The sequence below is a fragment of the Amycolatopsis sp. NPDC098790 genome (assembly GCF_044759945.1).
Taxonomy (GTDB): Bacteria; Actinomycetota; Actinomycetes; order Mycobacteriales; family Pseudonocardiaceae; genus Amycolatopsis.
Map to the genome: position 1 here is coordinate 656073 of NZ_JBIWAI010000003.1, position 13849 is coordinate 669921.

A 13849-nucleotide genomic window follows, 5' to 3' on the forward strand; every position below is an offset into this window, starting at 1 on the left:
CGCCATGACCCGACCCGAACGCCCGGAGGTCCCGCTCACCGGCGGCGAGCGCGAAATCCTGACCGGCCTGCTCGACTACCACCGCGCCACCGTCGCGTGGAAGTCCGGCGGCCTCACCGAAGACCAAGCCCGCCGGTCGCACCTGCCGAGCGAGCTGACGACCGTCGCCGGTCTCGTCGCGCACCTCACGCTCAACGAGTGGTTCTGGTTCGCCGTGGTCGTCGACGGCGAGGAGGACACCTGGGAAGCCAAGCTCGAACAGGACCCGGACGCGGAGTTCCGGGTCCCGCCCGGGACGACCGTGGACCAGCTCCTCGCCGACTACGAAAGGCAGTGCGCCCGCAGCCGCGAGATCATCGCGAAACACGACTTCGACGACGAGGTCACGCACAAGGACGAGACCTTCAACGTCCGCTGGGTCCTCACGCACATGATCGAGGAGACCGCGCGGCACGTCGGTCACCTCGACGTGCTGCGCGAGCTCACCGACGGGCTCACCGGGGAGTGACCTTCTTGGGCGGCAACGGGAAGAACCCGCTGGTGCGCTCGACGTACTGCGCGTACGCCGGGCGCGTGCGCGCCATCCCCTTCTCCAGCATGGGTTTCCCGGTCCCGCGGGCCAGGGTGAACGTCATCGCGACGGGGGAGAGGACCGTCAGCGCGCCCGGCCACGTCGAGCACGCCAGCAGGTAGAGGCCCCACCACACGCACGCGTCGCCGAAGTAGTTCGGGTGCCGCGTGTAGCGCCACAACCCCGTGTCGAGCACGCGACCGCGGGACGCCGGGTCGGCCTTGAACCGCCGCAGCTGCTCGTCGCCGATCGTCTCGAAGGCGAAACCGACCGCCCACACGGCCACGCCCAGCCAGCCCAGGACGCCGATCCCCGTGCCGTCCACCGCGAACTGCACCGGAAGGGAGACGAAGTACAGCACCACCGCCTGGAACAGGTAGATGCGCACGAACATCTTCAGCGGCCCGTGACCCATCCGCGCGTACCGCGGGTCCTCGGGCAGCTTGTGGTTGCGCAGGTGCAGGTGCACCGACAACCGGACACCCCAGACGACCGTCAGCAGCACCACGACCAGCCGCAAGTACAGCGGGCCGTCGCCGAACGGGAACGCCGCCACCGCGACGATCGCGAACCCGAGCCCCCAGAACGTGTCGATCGTGTCGTACCGCTTGCGCGCCCGCGCGATCCCGAAGGTCACGACCACCGCCACGAGCGTGACGGCGGCCGTGACGAAGAGCTGCGGCATCAGCACCACTCCCGCGTCGCCGGCAGGCCGCTGCGGCCGTGCTCGTCGGGCCGCACGGAAAGGATCTGGTCCACGCCCATCCGGTTCTCCTCGAACGCCAGTGCCCCGCCCGCCAGGTACAGCCGCCAGACCCGCGCGCCGGTCTCGCCGATCAGCGCGACGACGTCGGCCCAGTTCTCCTCCAGGGTGTCGGCCCAGGCGCGGACCGTCCAGACGTAGTGCTCGCGCATCGCGTGCACGTCCCGGACTTCCAGGCCCGCCGCCTCCAGGTGGTCGACGGTCCGGCCGACCGGGCGCATCGTCATGTCCGGCGCGATGTACCGCTCGATGAACGCACCGCCGCCGGGGGCGACGTTCCCGCGCGACATCTGCTGGATCAGCACCCGGCCGCCGGGCTTCACCATGCGGTGCAGCGTCGCCGCGTAGGTGGGGTAGTTGACCTCGCCGACGTGCTCGCCCATCTCGATCGACGCGACCGCGTCGAACGGCGCGTCCGGCAGCTCGCGGTAGTCCTGCCGCCGCACCTCGACGCGGTCTTCGAGGTCGTGCTGGGCCAGCCGGGCGCGGATGTGCTGCAGCTGCTCGGCCGACAGCGTGATGCCGACGGCCTCGACGCCGTGGTGCTTGGCCGCGTGGACCAGCAGCGAGCCCCAGCCGCAGCCGACGTCGAGCAGCCGCATCCCCGGGCGCAGGCCCAGCTTGCGGCAGATCAGCTCCAGCTTGTCGTGCTGCGCCTGTTCGAGGCTTTGGGACTCGGAGGTGAAGTACGCGCTCGAGTACGCCATCGACTCGTCCAGCAGCAGCTGGTAGAAGGCGTTGCCGAGGTCGTAGTGGTGCGCGATCGCGGACTTGTCGCGCAGCAGGCTGTGCAGCTTGCCCGTCAGCCGGGCCTCCTCGGCGGGCGGCTTCGGCGGCGGCCCGACGACCCCGAGGCGGGCGGCGAGCCGGACGGCTTCGGCCCATTCGCGCGGGCCGAGTTTCGCCCGCTTCAGCTCCCCCGTGCGGGTGAGGGACCAGATCCGGCGGAAGCCGTCCGTCAGGTCCCCCTCGACGTCGAGGTCGCCGGTGACGTAGGCGCGGGCGAGCCCCAGCTCGCCGGGTGCGTAGAGGAGGCGGCGCAGGGCGCGGCGGTTGCGCAGCACCACCGTGGGCGCGTCCACCGGGCCGGCGCGGGTTCCGTCCCAGGTCCGCAGGCCGACGGGGAGCTGCCCGCCGAGGAGCTGTTCGGCGAACGAGGCGAGGCGGTGCGCGGTGCTGTTCGGCATGTCCGGGATTCGCTCTCCGCGGCGGCGTGGATTGGTCCGCCACCCCGCCAATCCGGGAGGGCCGCGGTCCCGAAGGACCGGTGTGGAGATCACGGGAGAACGCATCGCCGTCATCGGCAGCGGGGTGGCCGGGCTGACGGCGGCATACCTGCTGCAACGCAAGTACGAGGTGCTGCTCTTCGAGGCGGACGACCGCCTCGGCGGGCACGCGCACACGCACGACGTGCCGAGCTCGAACGGCGGCACGATCGGCGTGGACTCCGGCTTCATCGTCCACAACGAGCGCACCTACCCGACGCTGCTGCGCCTGTTCGGCGAACTCGGCGTGCACACCCGCGACACCGAGATGTCGATGAGCATCCGGTGCGACGGCTGCGGCCTGCAGTACGCCGGCGCGAAGGGGCTGCCGGGGCTGTTCGCCCAGCGCGGCAACCTCGCCCGGCCCCGCTACCTGCGGATGCTCGCCGAGGTCAAGCGGTTCCACCGGCACGCGAAGCGGCTGCTGGCGGCGAAGGACGCCGGCGACGTCACCCTCGGCGCGTTCCTCGCCATCGGCGGCTACACCCGCTACTTCGTCGACCACTTCATGCTGCCGCTGGTCTCGACGGTCTGGTCGGCCGACCGCAGCGACACCCTCCGCTACCCGGCGCGGTACCTGTTCGAGTTCCTCCGCAACCACGGCATGCTCAGCGTCAAGAACTCGCCGGCCTGGCGGACGGTCGCCGGCGGGTCCCGCGAATACGTCGAACGCGCGGCGAAGCAGCTCACCGCCGTCCACCTGTCGACGCCGGTGCGCTCGGTGCTGCGGACCGCGGGCGGCGTCGAGATCCGCGACGACGCCGACACCCCGCACCGGGTCGGCAAGGTCGTCGTCGCCACGCACGCCGACCAGGCCCTGTCCCTGCTGGCCAACCCGACCGAAGCCGAGCGCGAAGTGCTCGGCGCGTTCCGCTACTCGGCCAACGAAGCCTGGCTGCACACCGACACGAGCGTCCTGCCTTCGCTGGCCGACGCGCGGGCCGGCTGGAACTACCGCGCGCCCGTCTGCGGCGCGCCGACCGGCGCGGTCCAGGTCAGCTACGACATGAACCGCTTGATGCGCCTCGACGAGCCGACCGGGTACGTCGTCACGCTCAACCCCGGCGACGGTCCCGAAAAGGAGCACCTCGTCGCGCGGATGGAGTACGAACACCCCGTCTACACTCCGGAATCCGTTGCGGCGCAACGACGGTTGCCCGAACTCAACGACGGCGTGCTCGCCTACGCCGGTGCCTACCACGGCTGGGGCTTCCACGAAGACGGCTGTTCTTCGGGGGCCCGTGCCGCCGAAAGCCTGGGAGTCGTCTGGTGACGAACGCGCTCTACGACGCCACGGTCGCGCACGTGCGGCGGATCGACCCGCCGCACGCCTTCGCGCACCGCGTGTACCTGTGGCACGTCGACCTGGCCGACCTGCCGCGGCTGCCGTGGTGGCTGCGGCCGTTCGCCCGCTTCGACGCCCGCGACCACTTCGTCGCGGGCGACCCGCGCGGGATCCGGGAAAAGCTCGACGCGTGGCTGGCCGAGCGCGGCGTCGACCTGCGCGGCGGGCAGGTCGTCATGCTCGCCGCCGCGCGCGTGCTCGGGTACGTGTTCAACCCGATCAGCGTCTACTGGTGCCACGACTCCGAAGGCCGTCTCGAGTGCGTCGTCGCCGAGGTGCACAACACCTACGGCGGCCGGCACGCCTACCTGCTGCGCCCGGACGAGGCCGGCCTCGCCCGCGCGGCCAAGGAGTTCTACGTCTCGCCGTTCCAGGAGATGGACGGCGAGTACCGGATGCGCCTGCCGCGCCCGGAAGCGTTGCTCGACCTCACCGTCGCGTTGCGCCGCGGGACCTCGACGCCGTTGGTCGCTACGCTGCGGGGAGTTCGCCGCCCGGTGAACCCGCGGTGGCTGGCCCGGCTCGTCCTGGCCCGGCCACTGCTCCCGCAGCGGGTGTCCGCGCTGATCCGCCGCCACGGCGTCGCGTTGTGGCTGCGCAAGGCCGCGGTCGTGCCGCGCACCCCGCAGACCGCCGGAGGACAGCTCCATGGATGAGCAGGCCCGCCAGCGTTCCCTGGCGCCCGTCCCCGAAGCCGCGCCGGCCGGTCCCACCGCGGAGGAGCTGATGGTGCGCGTCGCGAAGGGCGACGAGCGCGCCTTCGAACTGCTCTACGACCAGCTCGCCGGGCCGATCTTCGGGCTCGTCCGGCGGATCGTGCGCGACGCGGCGCAGTCCGAAGAGGTCGCCCAGGAGGTCCTCGTCGAGCTGTGGCGCACCGCGACGCGGTACGCCCCGGACAAGGGTTCGGCGCTGAACTGGGCGATGACCCTGGCGCACCGCCGCGCGGTCGACCGCGTCCGCTCGGCGCGCGCCAGCACCGAGCGCGAGCAGAAGGCGACCTTCGAGGCCGCCCGCGGCCGCCCGTTCGACGAGGTCGCCGAGTCCGTCACGGCGCGGCTCGAACGCTCCCAGGTGCGCCGGTGCCTGTCCTTCCTGACCGATCTGCAGCGCGAGTCCGTGCTGCTCGCCTACTACCAGGGCTATACGTATCGCGAGGTGGCCGAAGTGCTGTCGACGCCGCAGGGAACCATCAAGACGCGGCTGCGGGACGGGCTGATCCGCCTGCGGGACTGCCTGGGGGTGACCGCTTGAGCACGCCCGAAATGCACACCCTGGCCGGCGCCTTCGCCCTCGACGCGGTCAACGACGTCGAGCGCGCGGAGTTCGCCCGCCACCTCGAGCAGTGCGACTCCTGCGCGCAGGAGGTCGCCGAGCTGCGCGCGACCGCGGCCCGGCTCGGCGCGGCGATGGCCGAGGAGCCGCCGCCGGAGTTCAAGGACCGCGTCCTGGCGGCCATGCACGCCACTCGCCAGCTGCCGCCGCGCACCCGGCCCGGCGCGCACGAGCGCTCCCGCCGTTCGGCGCGGGCGCCGCGCTGGGCGGTCGTCGTGGCGGCCGCGGCCGCCGTCGTCGGGCTCGCCGCGGGCGGCGTCTTCGGCGGCATCGCGCTGACCCAGCAGCAGGAGCTGCAGACCGCGCAGAGCCGGCTCGACCAGGCTCGGGACCGCTACGAGCCGGTGGCGGCGCTGCTCGCCGCGCCGGACGCGAAGACCGCGCACGGCGAGGCGCCCGGCGGCGGCGGGGTGACGGTCATCCTGTCGAAGTCCCTGGACCGCGTGATGGTGATGGACGCCGGGCTGCCGGCGCAGCCGGGCGGGAAGGTCTACGAGGCCTGGCTGATCACCGGCACCGGCGCGCCGCGGTCGGCCGGGGTGATCGCCGCGTCCGACGACGGTGGCCTGGTCGTGGCCCAGGGGATCGGCAACGCCGACCACCTCGCGGTGAGCCTCGAACCGGCGGGCGGATCGCCCAGCGGATCGCCCACCGAGGTGCTCATGAGCATGCCCGCGCCGGCCTGACCGGACCGCCATAGCAGATCGGGCCGGGGCCGTGTTCGCGGCTCCTCGCTCTTGCGCGCTCGAACGTGTTGTGGCAAAACACCTTTGCGACACACGGCGTGCCTACTGGATTAGAGCCTGCCTGGTGCCTACCGTCCTGCCTAACGTCGGTGGTTGACATAACTCTCAATCTGGGGTTTAGGTTGAGTGTTGATCACCCGCCGGCGGGCTGTACGGGCACAACGATCAGGAAGGCGGACTTCGATGACGCCCCCGCACAACTACCTTGCGGTGATCAAGGTGGTCGGCATCGGCGGTGGCGGCGTGAACGCCGTGAACCGCATGATCGAGGTCGGCCTCAAGGGTGTCGAGTTCATCGCGGTGAACACCGACGCCCAGGCACTGCTCATGTCCGACGCCGACGTCAAGCTGGACATCGGCCGCGAACTCACCCGGGGCCTCGGCGCGGGCGCCGCCCCCGAGGTCGGCCAGAAGGCCGCCGAAGACCACCGCGAAGAGATCGAAGAGGTCATCAAGGGCGCCGACATGGTGTTCGTGACGGCCGGCGAAGGCGGCGGCACCGGCACCGGTGGCGCCCCGGTCGTGGCGCAGATCGCCCGCAAGCTGGGCGCGCTGACCATCGGCGTCGTGACCCGCCCGTTCACCTTCGAGGGCAAGCGCCGCGGCAAGCAGGCCGAAGACGGCATCCAGCAGCTGCGCAACGAGTGCGACACGCTGATCGTGATCCCGAACGACCGGCTGCTGCAGCTCGGCGACATCGGCGTGTCGCTGATGGACGCGTTCCGCTCCGCGGACGAGGTGCTGCTGTCCGGTGTCCAGGGCATCACCGACCTGATCACCACCCCGGGCCTGATCAACCTCGACTTCGCCGACGTCAAGAGCGTCATGTCCGGCGCGGGCTCCGCGCTGATGGGCATCGGGTCGGCCAGGGGAGAGGGCCGGGCCATCCAGGCCGCGGAGAAGGCGATCAACTCGCCGCTGCTGGAGGCGTCGATGGACGGGGCGCACGGCGCGCTGCTGTCCATCGCGGGCGGCTCCGACCTGGGCCTGTTCGAGATCAACGAGGCCGCGTCGCTGGTGCAGGAGTCCGCGCACCCGGACGCCAACATCATCTTCGGCACGATCATCGACGACTCCCTCGGCGACGAGGTCCGCGTCACGGTGATCGCGGCCGGCTTCGACGCGGGCGCGCCGACCCACAAGAAGCTCGACCCGCCGGCGTTCGGCTCGCGGGCTTCGGGGACCACCGCGTCGGCGTCGGCCGGCCAGGTCTCGAACCCGCCGACCCCGCCGTCGGGGGCCACCCCGGTGCCGTCGGCGGGCAGCTCCGGCTACCCGGTCGCGCCGCCGCGGTCGCACACGCCGCTGCCGTCGGCATCCGGCCAGAACACGGGCGGGCTCCCGCAGCCGGGCGGCGGCTCGCGCGGCTACTCGCCGCTCGGGTCCAACGCTACCCAGGGCAGCCTGCCGGGCCGCGCGATGCCGGTCCACGACGACCCGTCCGACGACGAGGTCGACGTCCCGCCGTTCATGCGGCGCTAGACACCAGGCTGAAGGCCATCGCCCGCTGACTAGAGTCGGTGGGCGGTGGCCTTCAGCGATGTTCAGGAGGATTCGTGCGGGTTCGGCGAGTGGTCACGACCAGGGCGGGCGGCGCGTCGCGGCCGCCGTACGACACCTTCAACCTGGGGGACCACGTCGGCGACGACGAGGGGAACGTCTTCGCCAACCGCAAGCGCCTCGCGGCCGAGCTGGGGCTGGCCGAGGACAAGCTGGCCTGGATGGAGCAGGTCCACGGCCGCACGGCGACCACAGTGGACGGCTCCGAGACCCGCGCGGCCGAGGCGACCGACGCCCTCGTGACGGCGACCCCGGGCGTGGCGCTCGTGGTGCTGGTCGCCGACTGCGTCCCGATCCTGCTGGCCGACGCCGAGGCCGGGGTGGTCTCGGCGGTGCACGCCGGCCGCGTCGGGACGCGCGTCGGCGTCGTGCCCGCGGCCGTCGAAGCCATGCGGAACGCCGGTGCCGAAGTCGGCCGGATCGAAGCCCTGCTCGGCCCGGCCATCTGCGGTGACTGCTACGAGGTCCCGGCCGCCATGGCCGCCGACGTCGAGAAGCACGTGCCCGGGAGTGCCTGCAAAACCCGCAAGGGCACGCCGGGGCTGGACCTGCGCGCGGGGCTGTGGCAGCAGCTCGCGGGCCTGGGCCTCGGCAAGATCGGCGTCGACCCGCGGTGCACGAACGAGGACAAGACGCTCTTCAGCTACCGCCGCGACGGCACCACCGGGCGCATCGCGGGCATCACCTGGATCGAGGCATGACCGACCGCAAGGCCGAGCTGGCCGCGAACCTCGCCGAGGTGGAGGAGCGGATCGCCGCCGCCTGCCGGGCCGCCGGACGCGCGCGCGACGAGGTCAAGCTGATCGCGATCACCAAGACCTTCCCCGCCTCGGACGCCGCGTTGCTCACCGACCTCGGCGTGGCGAACCTGGGCGAGAACCGCGACCAGGAGGCCGGGCCGAAGGCCGCCGAAGTCGCCGACTCCCGGCCGGACGCGGCGCCGCGCTGGCACATGGTCGGCCGGCTGCAGCGCAACAAGGCACGGTCCGTCGTCGGGTGGGCACACGAAGTGCAGTCCCTGGATTCGGCCCGGCTCGCCGACGCGCTCGCGAAGGCGGTGCGTGCGGCTCGGGACGCCCAGATACGTGACGAACCCCTCGACGTGCTGATCCAGGCCAGCCTCGACGACGACCCGGAACGCGGTGGCTGCCCGCTGGACGAGCTGGGCGCGCTCGCCGAGCTTGTCACTCACACGGGTGAACTGCGGCTTCGCGGCCTGATGGCTGTCGCACCGCTCGGCGCCGACCCCGCGGCCGCCTTCGAACGGCTCGCTCGCGCGGGTGAGGGCCTCCGCAAAGATCACCCGAATGCCGCAGACGTGTCCGCCGGGATGAGCCATGATCTCGAACAGGCGATCACGCACGGCTCGACCTGTGTGCGTGTCGGAACCGCGTTGCTCGGTGGACGCGGTTTAGCCTCGCCGTAGGGAGCCCGCGCGGCCGGTCACGTTTAGTGGTCGTCCGTACGGGGCACTGACGGCGTGGAACACAAGTCGGTGCGGGAGCGGCTAGGGCTAGGGAGAGGCATGAGCGCGCTGCAGAAGCTGAAGGCCTACTTCGGGATGGTGCCCGCGGACGACGACGGCTACGACGACGGGGACGACTACCGGCGCGGTTACGACGACGACTACGACTCCTACGAGGAGCTGGCGCCGCGGTCGTCCCGCTCACGGTACCGCGACGTCGACGACACGTACGACGAGCCCGTCAGCCGCAGCCGGTCACGCTCAGTGGCCACCGCCGAGCCCGCTGTCCACGGCGCGCTCGCGATCGACCGGCAGCCGGAGCCCGTGGCGCGCCTGCGCCCGGTCACCGAGCCCGTCCGGCCGCCGCTGCGCGATCCGCTCAGCCGCATCACGACGCTGCACCCGACGAGCTACGTCGAGGCGCGGGCGATCGGCGAGCACTACCGCGAAGGCATCCCGGTGATCATCAACCTCACCGAGATGGAGAACGCGGACGCCAAGCGGCTCGTCGACTTCGCCGCCGGGCTGGCGTTCGCGCTCCGCGGGTCGATGGACAAGGTCACCAACAAGGTGTTCCTTCTCTCACCGCCCGATGTGGACGTCACCGCGGAAGACCGCCGGCGGATTGCCGAGGGCGGATTATTCTTGCGCGGCTGAAGTCGCGGTTACCGCTGAGCGCAAGCAGACGTGATTTTGTCGACTCGATGCCGCGTCGACCCCTCAGGCTGCGTCTTCTCCGGGGACGCATGGTTAGAGTAGGTACGTGGAAGCTGTGTGGCTGGTCGTCTGGTACGTGCTGTTCGCCTTCTGGCTGCTGCTGACGGCGCGGATCGTGATCGAACTCGTTCGCACCTTCGCGCGTGAGTGGCATCCCGCCGGGGGGGTTGCGGTGACGCTCGAGACCATCTACACAGTGACGGACCCGCCGGTTCGGCTGTTCAGGCGAATCATTCCGATGGTTCGAATCGGCGGCGTCGGACTGGACTTGTCGATTATGGTTCTGCTGCTGGTTGTGTTCTTCGCGATGCAGCTGGCGACTCCAAGTTGATCGGGGAAGAACTTGGAGGGACCTGCAGGCCATGGAGTGCGTGAGGTGATCTGATGTCGTTGACCCCCGCTGACGTGCACAACGTCGCGTTCAGCAAGCCGCCCATCGGCAAGAGGGGCTACAACGAGGACGAGGTGGACGCGTTCCTCGACCTGGTGGAGACCGAGCTGGCCCGCTTGATCGAGGACAACAACGAGCTGCGCCAGCAGATGGAGCAGCTCGACGCCGAGCTCGAGTCGACTCGTGGCGAGCTCGAGAACGCCAAGGCGAACGTCGGCGCGCCCCCGATGCGCGAAGAGCCGTCCCGGCGCCTCGCGCCGGTGCCGCCGCCGCAGTCCGCCATGGAGCAGACCCAGGCGCACTCGATGGTCGGCGACAGCGCCGAGCCGAACGTGCAGGCCGCCAAGGTCCTGGGCCTCGCGCAGGAGATGGCCGACCGCCTGACCGCCGAGGCGAAGACCGAGTCCGACGGGATGCTGGCCGAGGCCCGCACCAAGTCCGAGCAGCTGCTCTCGGACGCCCGGGCGAAGTCCGACTCGATGGTGAACGAGGCGCGCACGCGCGTCGACACGATGCTGAACGACGCGCGGACCCGGGCCGAGACGCTGGAGCGCCAGGCGCGCGACAAGGCGACGACGCTGGAGCGCGAGTCGCAGCGGAAGTACACCGAAACGATGAACAGCCTCAACGCCGAGAAGGGCGGGCTGGGCAAGAAGATCGAAGAGCTGCGCACGATCGAGCGGGAGTACCGCACGCGGTTGCGCGGGTTCCTCGAGTCCCAGCTGCGCGAGCTCGACGACCGCGGCTCCGCCGCACCCGCGTCGGCCTCGTCGGGCTCCGGCCAGTCGTCGGGTTCGTCCAGCGGCGGCCAGGGCTACTCGTTCGGCCCGCGGGCCGAGGCCGGCTGAGTTTTCCTTCCCGTGGCGCACCCCGGTCGGCGGGGTGCGCCACGGTTCGGAGTCGACGCGGTACCGCACGTGGGCGGGTCGGCGGACGATCTTGCCCTGTTCGTGCTGTAATTCAGCGTGCTTTACATCGTGCTGGTACTGGTACTGGCGGCTCTGGGGTTGCTCGTCACCGCGCTCATCACCGCGTCTTCGCTGTGGGCGTGGGTTTCCATCGGCCTCTCGGTGCTCGCGGGGCTGATCCTGGTCGCCGACTGGCTGCGCCGCCGTCGCCGGTCCGCGCCACCAGCCGCCGCCGAGCCCGAGCCGGCACCCGCCGCCGAACCCGAACCTGTCTCCGCCGAACCCGCGGAGAAGCCGGCCGAGGAAGAGCAGACCGTCCTCATCCCGGCCGCCGGCGACCTGGGCGACCCGGCCGAACCGGAGCCCGAACCGGCTCCGGTCGAGGCCGTGGAGAAGCCGGCCGAAGCCGACGACGAGACCGGCGCCGACGGTGATCCGGGCGAAGAAGAGACACCGGCGGCCGACATCGCCGTCCTGGCCGACCTCGAGGACGAGGTCGTCGTGGTCGACGAACACCCGCGCTACCACCTGCGGACCTGCATCTGGCTGGGCAGCCGCGACACGATCCCGATCGGCGTCGGCGAAGCCCGCCAGCTCGGCTTCACCCCGTGCGACCGCTGCAGCCCCGACGCCACCTTGGTGGCCGCGCACCGCTAAGCGGCGAGATCGCCCAAACCGAGGTGGGTCTCCAGCGCCCGCGACCCTTCCGGCGTCAGGCGCAAGGCGCGGTGGGCCTGGCCACGCCGTCGCACCCAGCCCGCGTCCACGAACCGCGTCGCGACCGCCGCGCCCAACGCCCCCGCCAAGTGGTGGCGCTGCTCGCTCCAGTCCAAGCAGAACTTCAGCAGCGGACGACGTCCCGCCGCCACCGCGTCCAGGTCCACGCCCAGTTCGCCGAACACTTCGCGAGCCGCGGGACCCAGCGTGTACGGGTGTTCGCGCAGCGGAGCCGAAATCCGGTCACCCGGCCGCCGTCGCGTGTCCACGGCCCCGGACAGCGCCCCTCGATCGAGTAGCGCCGACGTCACCGCCACCCCGAGCCGGCCCGCCAGGTGGTCGTAGCACGTCCTAGCCGTCCGCAGCGCCTCAGCTCGCGTCCCTTCGCGCAGCGACGACACCGGTTGTGCCGGCGAGAACCGCGCCAGCGTCTCCATCAGCTCGGCGGTGTCCGGGCCCGCCAGCCGGTAGAACCGGTGGCGTCCCGACTTCTCCGCGACGACCACCCCCGCGTCCCGCAGCTTGGCCAGGTGCGCGCTGACGCCCTGCGCGGACAGCCGGGCTTCGGCTGCCAGCACGGACGCCGCCAGCGCGCGGCCGTCGGCCAGCGCCAGCAGCACGCGGACCCGCGCCGGGTCCGCGAACAGCGCCGCGGTGCGGGCGATGTCGGCGTCGCCTTCCATACCCCCAGGATGCCCCCGGCACACTTCCACCGCGACGGAAGTGTCCGCGCGGTCCACTGGGGACATGCTCCTGCTGACCATGTGCGCCGGGATGTTCCTGGTGCAGCTGGACGTCACGGTCGTCAACGTCGCGCTGCCGAGCATCGGCACCGACCTCGGCGCGGGCCTGGCCGCGCTGCAGTGGGTGGTCGACGGCTACGCGGTCGTCCTGGCCGCCCTGCTGCTGACCGGCGGCGCCCTGGGCGATGTCTTCGGGCACCGCCGGGTCGTCGTGACGGGCTTCGCGCTGTTCGGCGCGGCCTCGGCCACGTGCGGGTTCGCCGGGTCGGCACCGTGGCTCGTCGCCGCGCGGGCCGGCCAGGGCCTGGGGGCCGCGCTGCTGCTGCCAGGCACGCTCGCCGTGATCACGAACGCCCATCCGGGACCCGCCGAGCGCGCGCGAGCCCTCGGGATCTGGGCGGGGGTGTCGGCGCTGGCGCTGGCGGCGGGCCCGGTCCTCGGCGGCGCCATCGTCGCCGCGGCGGGTTGGCGGCCGGTCTTCTGGCTCAACGTCCCGATCGTGCTGGCGGCCGCCGTCGCGACCCGGCGGCTCGTGCCGCGCGGTGACCGCGGGCCCGGGCGGGTCGACGTCGCCGGCATCGCGACGGCCGCGCCCGCCCTCGGCGCCGGGGTCTACGCGGTCATCGGCGGGAGCGTGCTCGCCGGGGTGCTGGCGGTCGTCCTGCTGGGGACGTTCCTGGTCGTCGAACACCGGTCGGCGCACCCGATGCTGCCGCTCGACGTCGCCCGGCGGACGGCGGCCGCGAACTTCGTCGCGGCGGCGATGAACTTCGTCGGCATCGGCACGATCCTCGTAGTGACGTTGTACCTGCAGGGCGTGCGGCACGCGTCGCCTTTTGAAGCCGGGCTCGAAGTACTGCCGTTGTTCCTCCCGCTCTCGGTGCTGGCGCCGGTCGCGGGCCGGCTGGTCGGCCGCTTCGGCCCGCGTCCGCTCATGGTCGCCGGACTCGCACTGGGTGCGCTCGGGATGCTGAACCTGGTGCTGGTCAACGAGAACAGCGGCTACCCGGCGCTGCTGCCGACACTGCTCGGGCTCGGCGTCGGGATGGGCCTGCTCACGACGGCGGTGGTGACCGCCGCCGTCGCCGGCCTCCCGCCCGGCCGCTCCGGCGTCGCCAGCGGCATCAACAACACCGCCCGCCAGGCCGGCGGCGCGCTCGGGGTGGCCGTGCTGGGTGGTGGCTTCGCCGACGGCCTCCACGCGGTCGGCCTCATCGCGGGTGCGCTGTGGCTGGTCGCCATCGGTGTGACGCTGGCCTGGGTACGTGCCCCTCGTGACAACCCGGTTGCGCGGGCCGGTTAACCTGGTAGCAGCAAGGCGCC

16 protein-coding genes are annotated in these 13849 nt (G+C 72.0%); 13 read left to right on the plus strand and 3 right to left on the minus strand.

Annotation, left to right across the window (positions count from 1 at the left end; all coding sequences use genetic code 11):
• The first annotated feature begins 4 nt into the window (after positions 1–4).
• Positions 5–508: a DinB family protein gene (locus ACIQWX_RS28260; RefSeq protein WP_400877174.1), complete on the plus strand. Its 504-nt coding sequence runs from the start codon at positions 5–7 to the stop codon at positions 506–508.
• Here ACIQWX_RS28260 and ACIQWX_RS28265 read toward each other — a convergent pair.
• Positions 495–1256, minus strand: coding sequence for a DUF1295 domain-containing protein (locus ACIQWX_RS28265; RefSeq protein WP_400877176.1), 762 nt, complete (start codon positions 1254–1256; stop codon positions 495–497). The two genes, ACIQWX_RS28260 and ACIQWX_RS28265, sit on opposite strands and share 14 nt — an antisense overlap.
• A complete protein-coding gene (locus tag ACIQWX_RS28270) occupies positions 1256–2521 on the minus strand; it encodes a class I SAM-dependent methyltransferase (protein WP_400877178.1) in 1266 nt (421 codons plus the stop codon). The genes ACIQWX_RS28265 and ACIQWX_RS28270 overlap by 1 nt, the downstream gene beginning before the upstream one ends.
• An 82-nt stretch (positions 2522–2603) precedes the next feature.
• Here ACIQWX_RS28270 and ACIQWX_RS28275 point away from each other — a divergent pair, with 82 nt between their 5' ends.
• The 11 genes from ACIQWX_RS28275 to ACIQWX_RS28325 all read left to right on the plus strand — a co-directional run bounded on the left by ACIQWX_RS28275 (position 2604) and on the right by ACIQWX_RS28325 (position 11723).
• Entirely contained in the window at positions 2604–3872 is a 1269-nt protein-coding gene (locus ACIQWX_RS28275) for an NAD(P)/FAD-dependent oxidoreductase (RefSeq protein ID WP_400877180.1), read from the plus strand.
• Entirely contained in the window at positions 3866–4600 is a 735-nt protein-coding gene (locus ACIQWX_RS28280; protein ID WP_400877612.1) for a DUF1365 domain-containing protein, read from the plus strand. Before ACIQWX_RS28275 ends, ACIQWX_RS28280 begins: the two co-directional genes overlap by 7 nt.
• The gene (gene sigK, locus ACIQWX_RS28285) at positions 4593–5198 is read left to right on the plus strand and encodes an ECF RNA polymerase sigma factor SigK (protein WP_372666970.1); all 606 of its coding nucleotides are present in this window, start codon (positions 4593–4595) and stop codon (positions 5196–5198) included. The genes ACIQWX_RS28280 and sigK overlap by 8 nt, the downstream gene beginning before the upstream one ends.
• An 11-nt stretch (positions 5199–5209) precedes the next feature.
• Entirely contained in the window at positions 5210–5965 is a 756-nt protein-coding gene (locus tag ACIQWX_RS28290) for an anti-sigma factor domain-containing protein (protein ID WP_400877614.1), read from the plus strand.
• A 243-nt stretch (positions 5966–6208) separates the two neighbouring features.
• Complete coding sequence (gene ftsZ / locus ACIQWX_RS28295) at positions 6209–7507, plus strand: cell division protein FtsZ (protein ID WP_400877183.1); 1299 nt, start codon at positions 6209–6211, stop codon at positions 7505–7507.
• A gap of 74 nt (positions 7508–7581) precedes the next feature.
• The gene (pgeF, locus tag ACIQWX_RS28300; RefSeq protein WP_400877185.1) at positions 7582–8286 is read left to right on the plus strand and encodes a peptidoglycan editing factor PgeF; all 705 of its coding nucleotides are present in this window, start codon (positions 7582–7584) and stop codon (positions 8284–8286) included.
• Entirely contained in the window at positions 8283–9011 is a 729-nt protein-coding gene (locus ACIQWX_RS28305; RefSeq protein ID WP_400877187.1) for a YggS family pyridoxal phosphate-dependent enzyme, read from the plus strand. Before pgeF ends, ACIQWX_RS28305 begins: the two co-directional genes overlap by 4 nt.
• 99 nt (positions 9012–9110) lie before the next feature.
• Complete coding sequence (locus ACIQWX_RS28310; RefSeq protein ID WP_400877189.1) at positions 9111–9707, plus strand: cell division protein SepF; 597 nt, start codon at positions 9111–9113, stop codon at positions 9705–9707.
• Positions 9708–9822: 115 nt separating this feature from the next.
• Positions 9823–10098 carry a YggT family protein gene (locus ACIQWX_RS28315; RefSeq protein ID WP_072477845.1) on the plus strand — a complete coding sequence of 92 codons (276 nt, stop codon included), beginning with the start codon at positions 9823–9825 and terminating at the stop codon, positions 10096–10098.
• Positions 10099–10151: 53 nt separating this feature from the next.
• Positions 10152–11006, plus strand: a complete 855-nt coding sequence (locus tag ACIQWX_RS28320; RefSeq protein WP_400877191.1) for a DivIVA domain-containing protein — start codon at positions 10152–10154, stop codon at positions 11004–11006.
• Between the two features lie 117 nt (positions 11007–11123).
• On the plus strand, positions 11124–11723 hold the full coding sequence (locus tag ACIQWX_RS28325) for a hypothetical protein (RefSeq protein ID WP_400877193.1): 600 nt from the start codon (positions 11124–11126) through the stop codon (positions 11721–11723).
• Here ACIQWX_RS28325 and ACIQWX_RS28330 read toward each other — a convergent pair.
• Complete coding sequence (locus tag ACIQWX_RS28330; RefSeq protein WP_400877195.1) at positions 11720–12466, minus strand: ArsR/SmtB family transcription factor; 747 nt, start codon at positions 12464–12466, stop codon at positions 11720–11722. The two genes, ACIQWX_RS28325 and ACIQWX_RS28330, sit on opposite strands and share 4 nt — an antisense overlap.
• A gap of 64 nt (positions 12467–12530) precedes the next feature.
• Between ACIQWX_RS28330 and ACIQWX_RS28335 the strand changes: the two genes are divergently transcribed.
• Positions 12531–13829 (plus strand): MFS transporter, encoded by a 1299-nt coding sequence (locus tag ACIQWX_RS28335; RefSeq protein WP_400877197.1) that lies wholly within the window; start codon positions 12531–12533, stop codon positions 13827–13829.
• The last annotated feature ends 20 nt before the right edge of the window (positions 13830–13849 follow it).

Excerpts from the sequence above, each read along its gene's own strand:
- ACIQWX_RS28260 (WP_400877174.1), top strand. The coding sequence starts at position 5 with ATGACCCGACCCGAACGCCCGGAGGTCCCGCTCACCGGCGGCGAGCGC.
- ACIQWX_RS28265 (WP_400877176.1), bottom strand. The coding sequence starts at position 1,256 with ATGCCGCAGCTCTTCGTCACGGCCGCCGTCACGCTCGTGGCGGTGGTC.
- ACIQWX_RS28270 (WP_400877178.1), bottom strand. The coding sequence starts at position 2,521 with ATGCCGAACAGCACCGCGCACCGCCTCGCCTCGTTCGCCGAACAGCTC.
- sigK (WP_372666970.1), top strand. The coding sequence starts at position 4,593 with ATGGATGAGCAGGCCCGCCAGCGTTCCCTGGCGCCCGTCCCCGAAGCC.
- ACIQWX_RS28290 (WP_400877614.1), top strand. The coding sequence starts at position 5,210 with ATGCACACCCTGGCCGGCGCCTTCGCCCTCGACGCGGTCAACGACGTC.
- ftsZ (WP_400877183.1), top strand. The coding sequence starts at position 6,209 with ATGACGCCCCCGCACAACTACCTTGCGGTGATCAAGGTGGTCGGCATC.
- ACIQWX_RS28305 (WP_400877187.1), top strand. The coding sequence starts at position 8,283 with ATGACCGACCGCAAGGCCGAGCTGGCCGCGAACCTCGCCGAGGTGGAG.
- ACIQWX_RS28310 (WP_400877189.1), top strand. The coding sequence starts at position 9,111 with ATGAGCGCGCTGCAGAAGCTGAAGGCCTACTTCGGGATGGTGCCCGCG.
- ACIQWX_RS28320 (WP_400877191.1), top strand. The coding sequence starts at position 10,152 with ATGTCGTTGACCCCCGCTGACGTGCACAACGTCGCGTTCAGCAAGCCG.
- ACIQWX_RS28330 (WP_400877195.1), bottom strand. The coding sequence starts at position 12,466 with ATGGAAGGCGACGCCGACATCGCCCGCACCGCGGCGCTGTTCGCGGAC.
- ACIQWX_RS28335 (WP_400877197.1), top strand. The coding sequence starts at position 12,531 with ATGCTCCTGCTGACCATGTGCGCCGGGATGTTCCTGGTGCAGCTGGAC.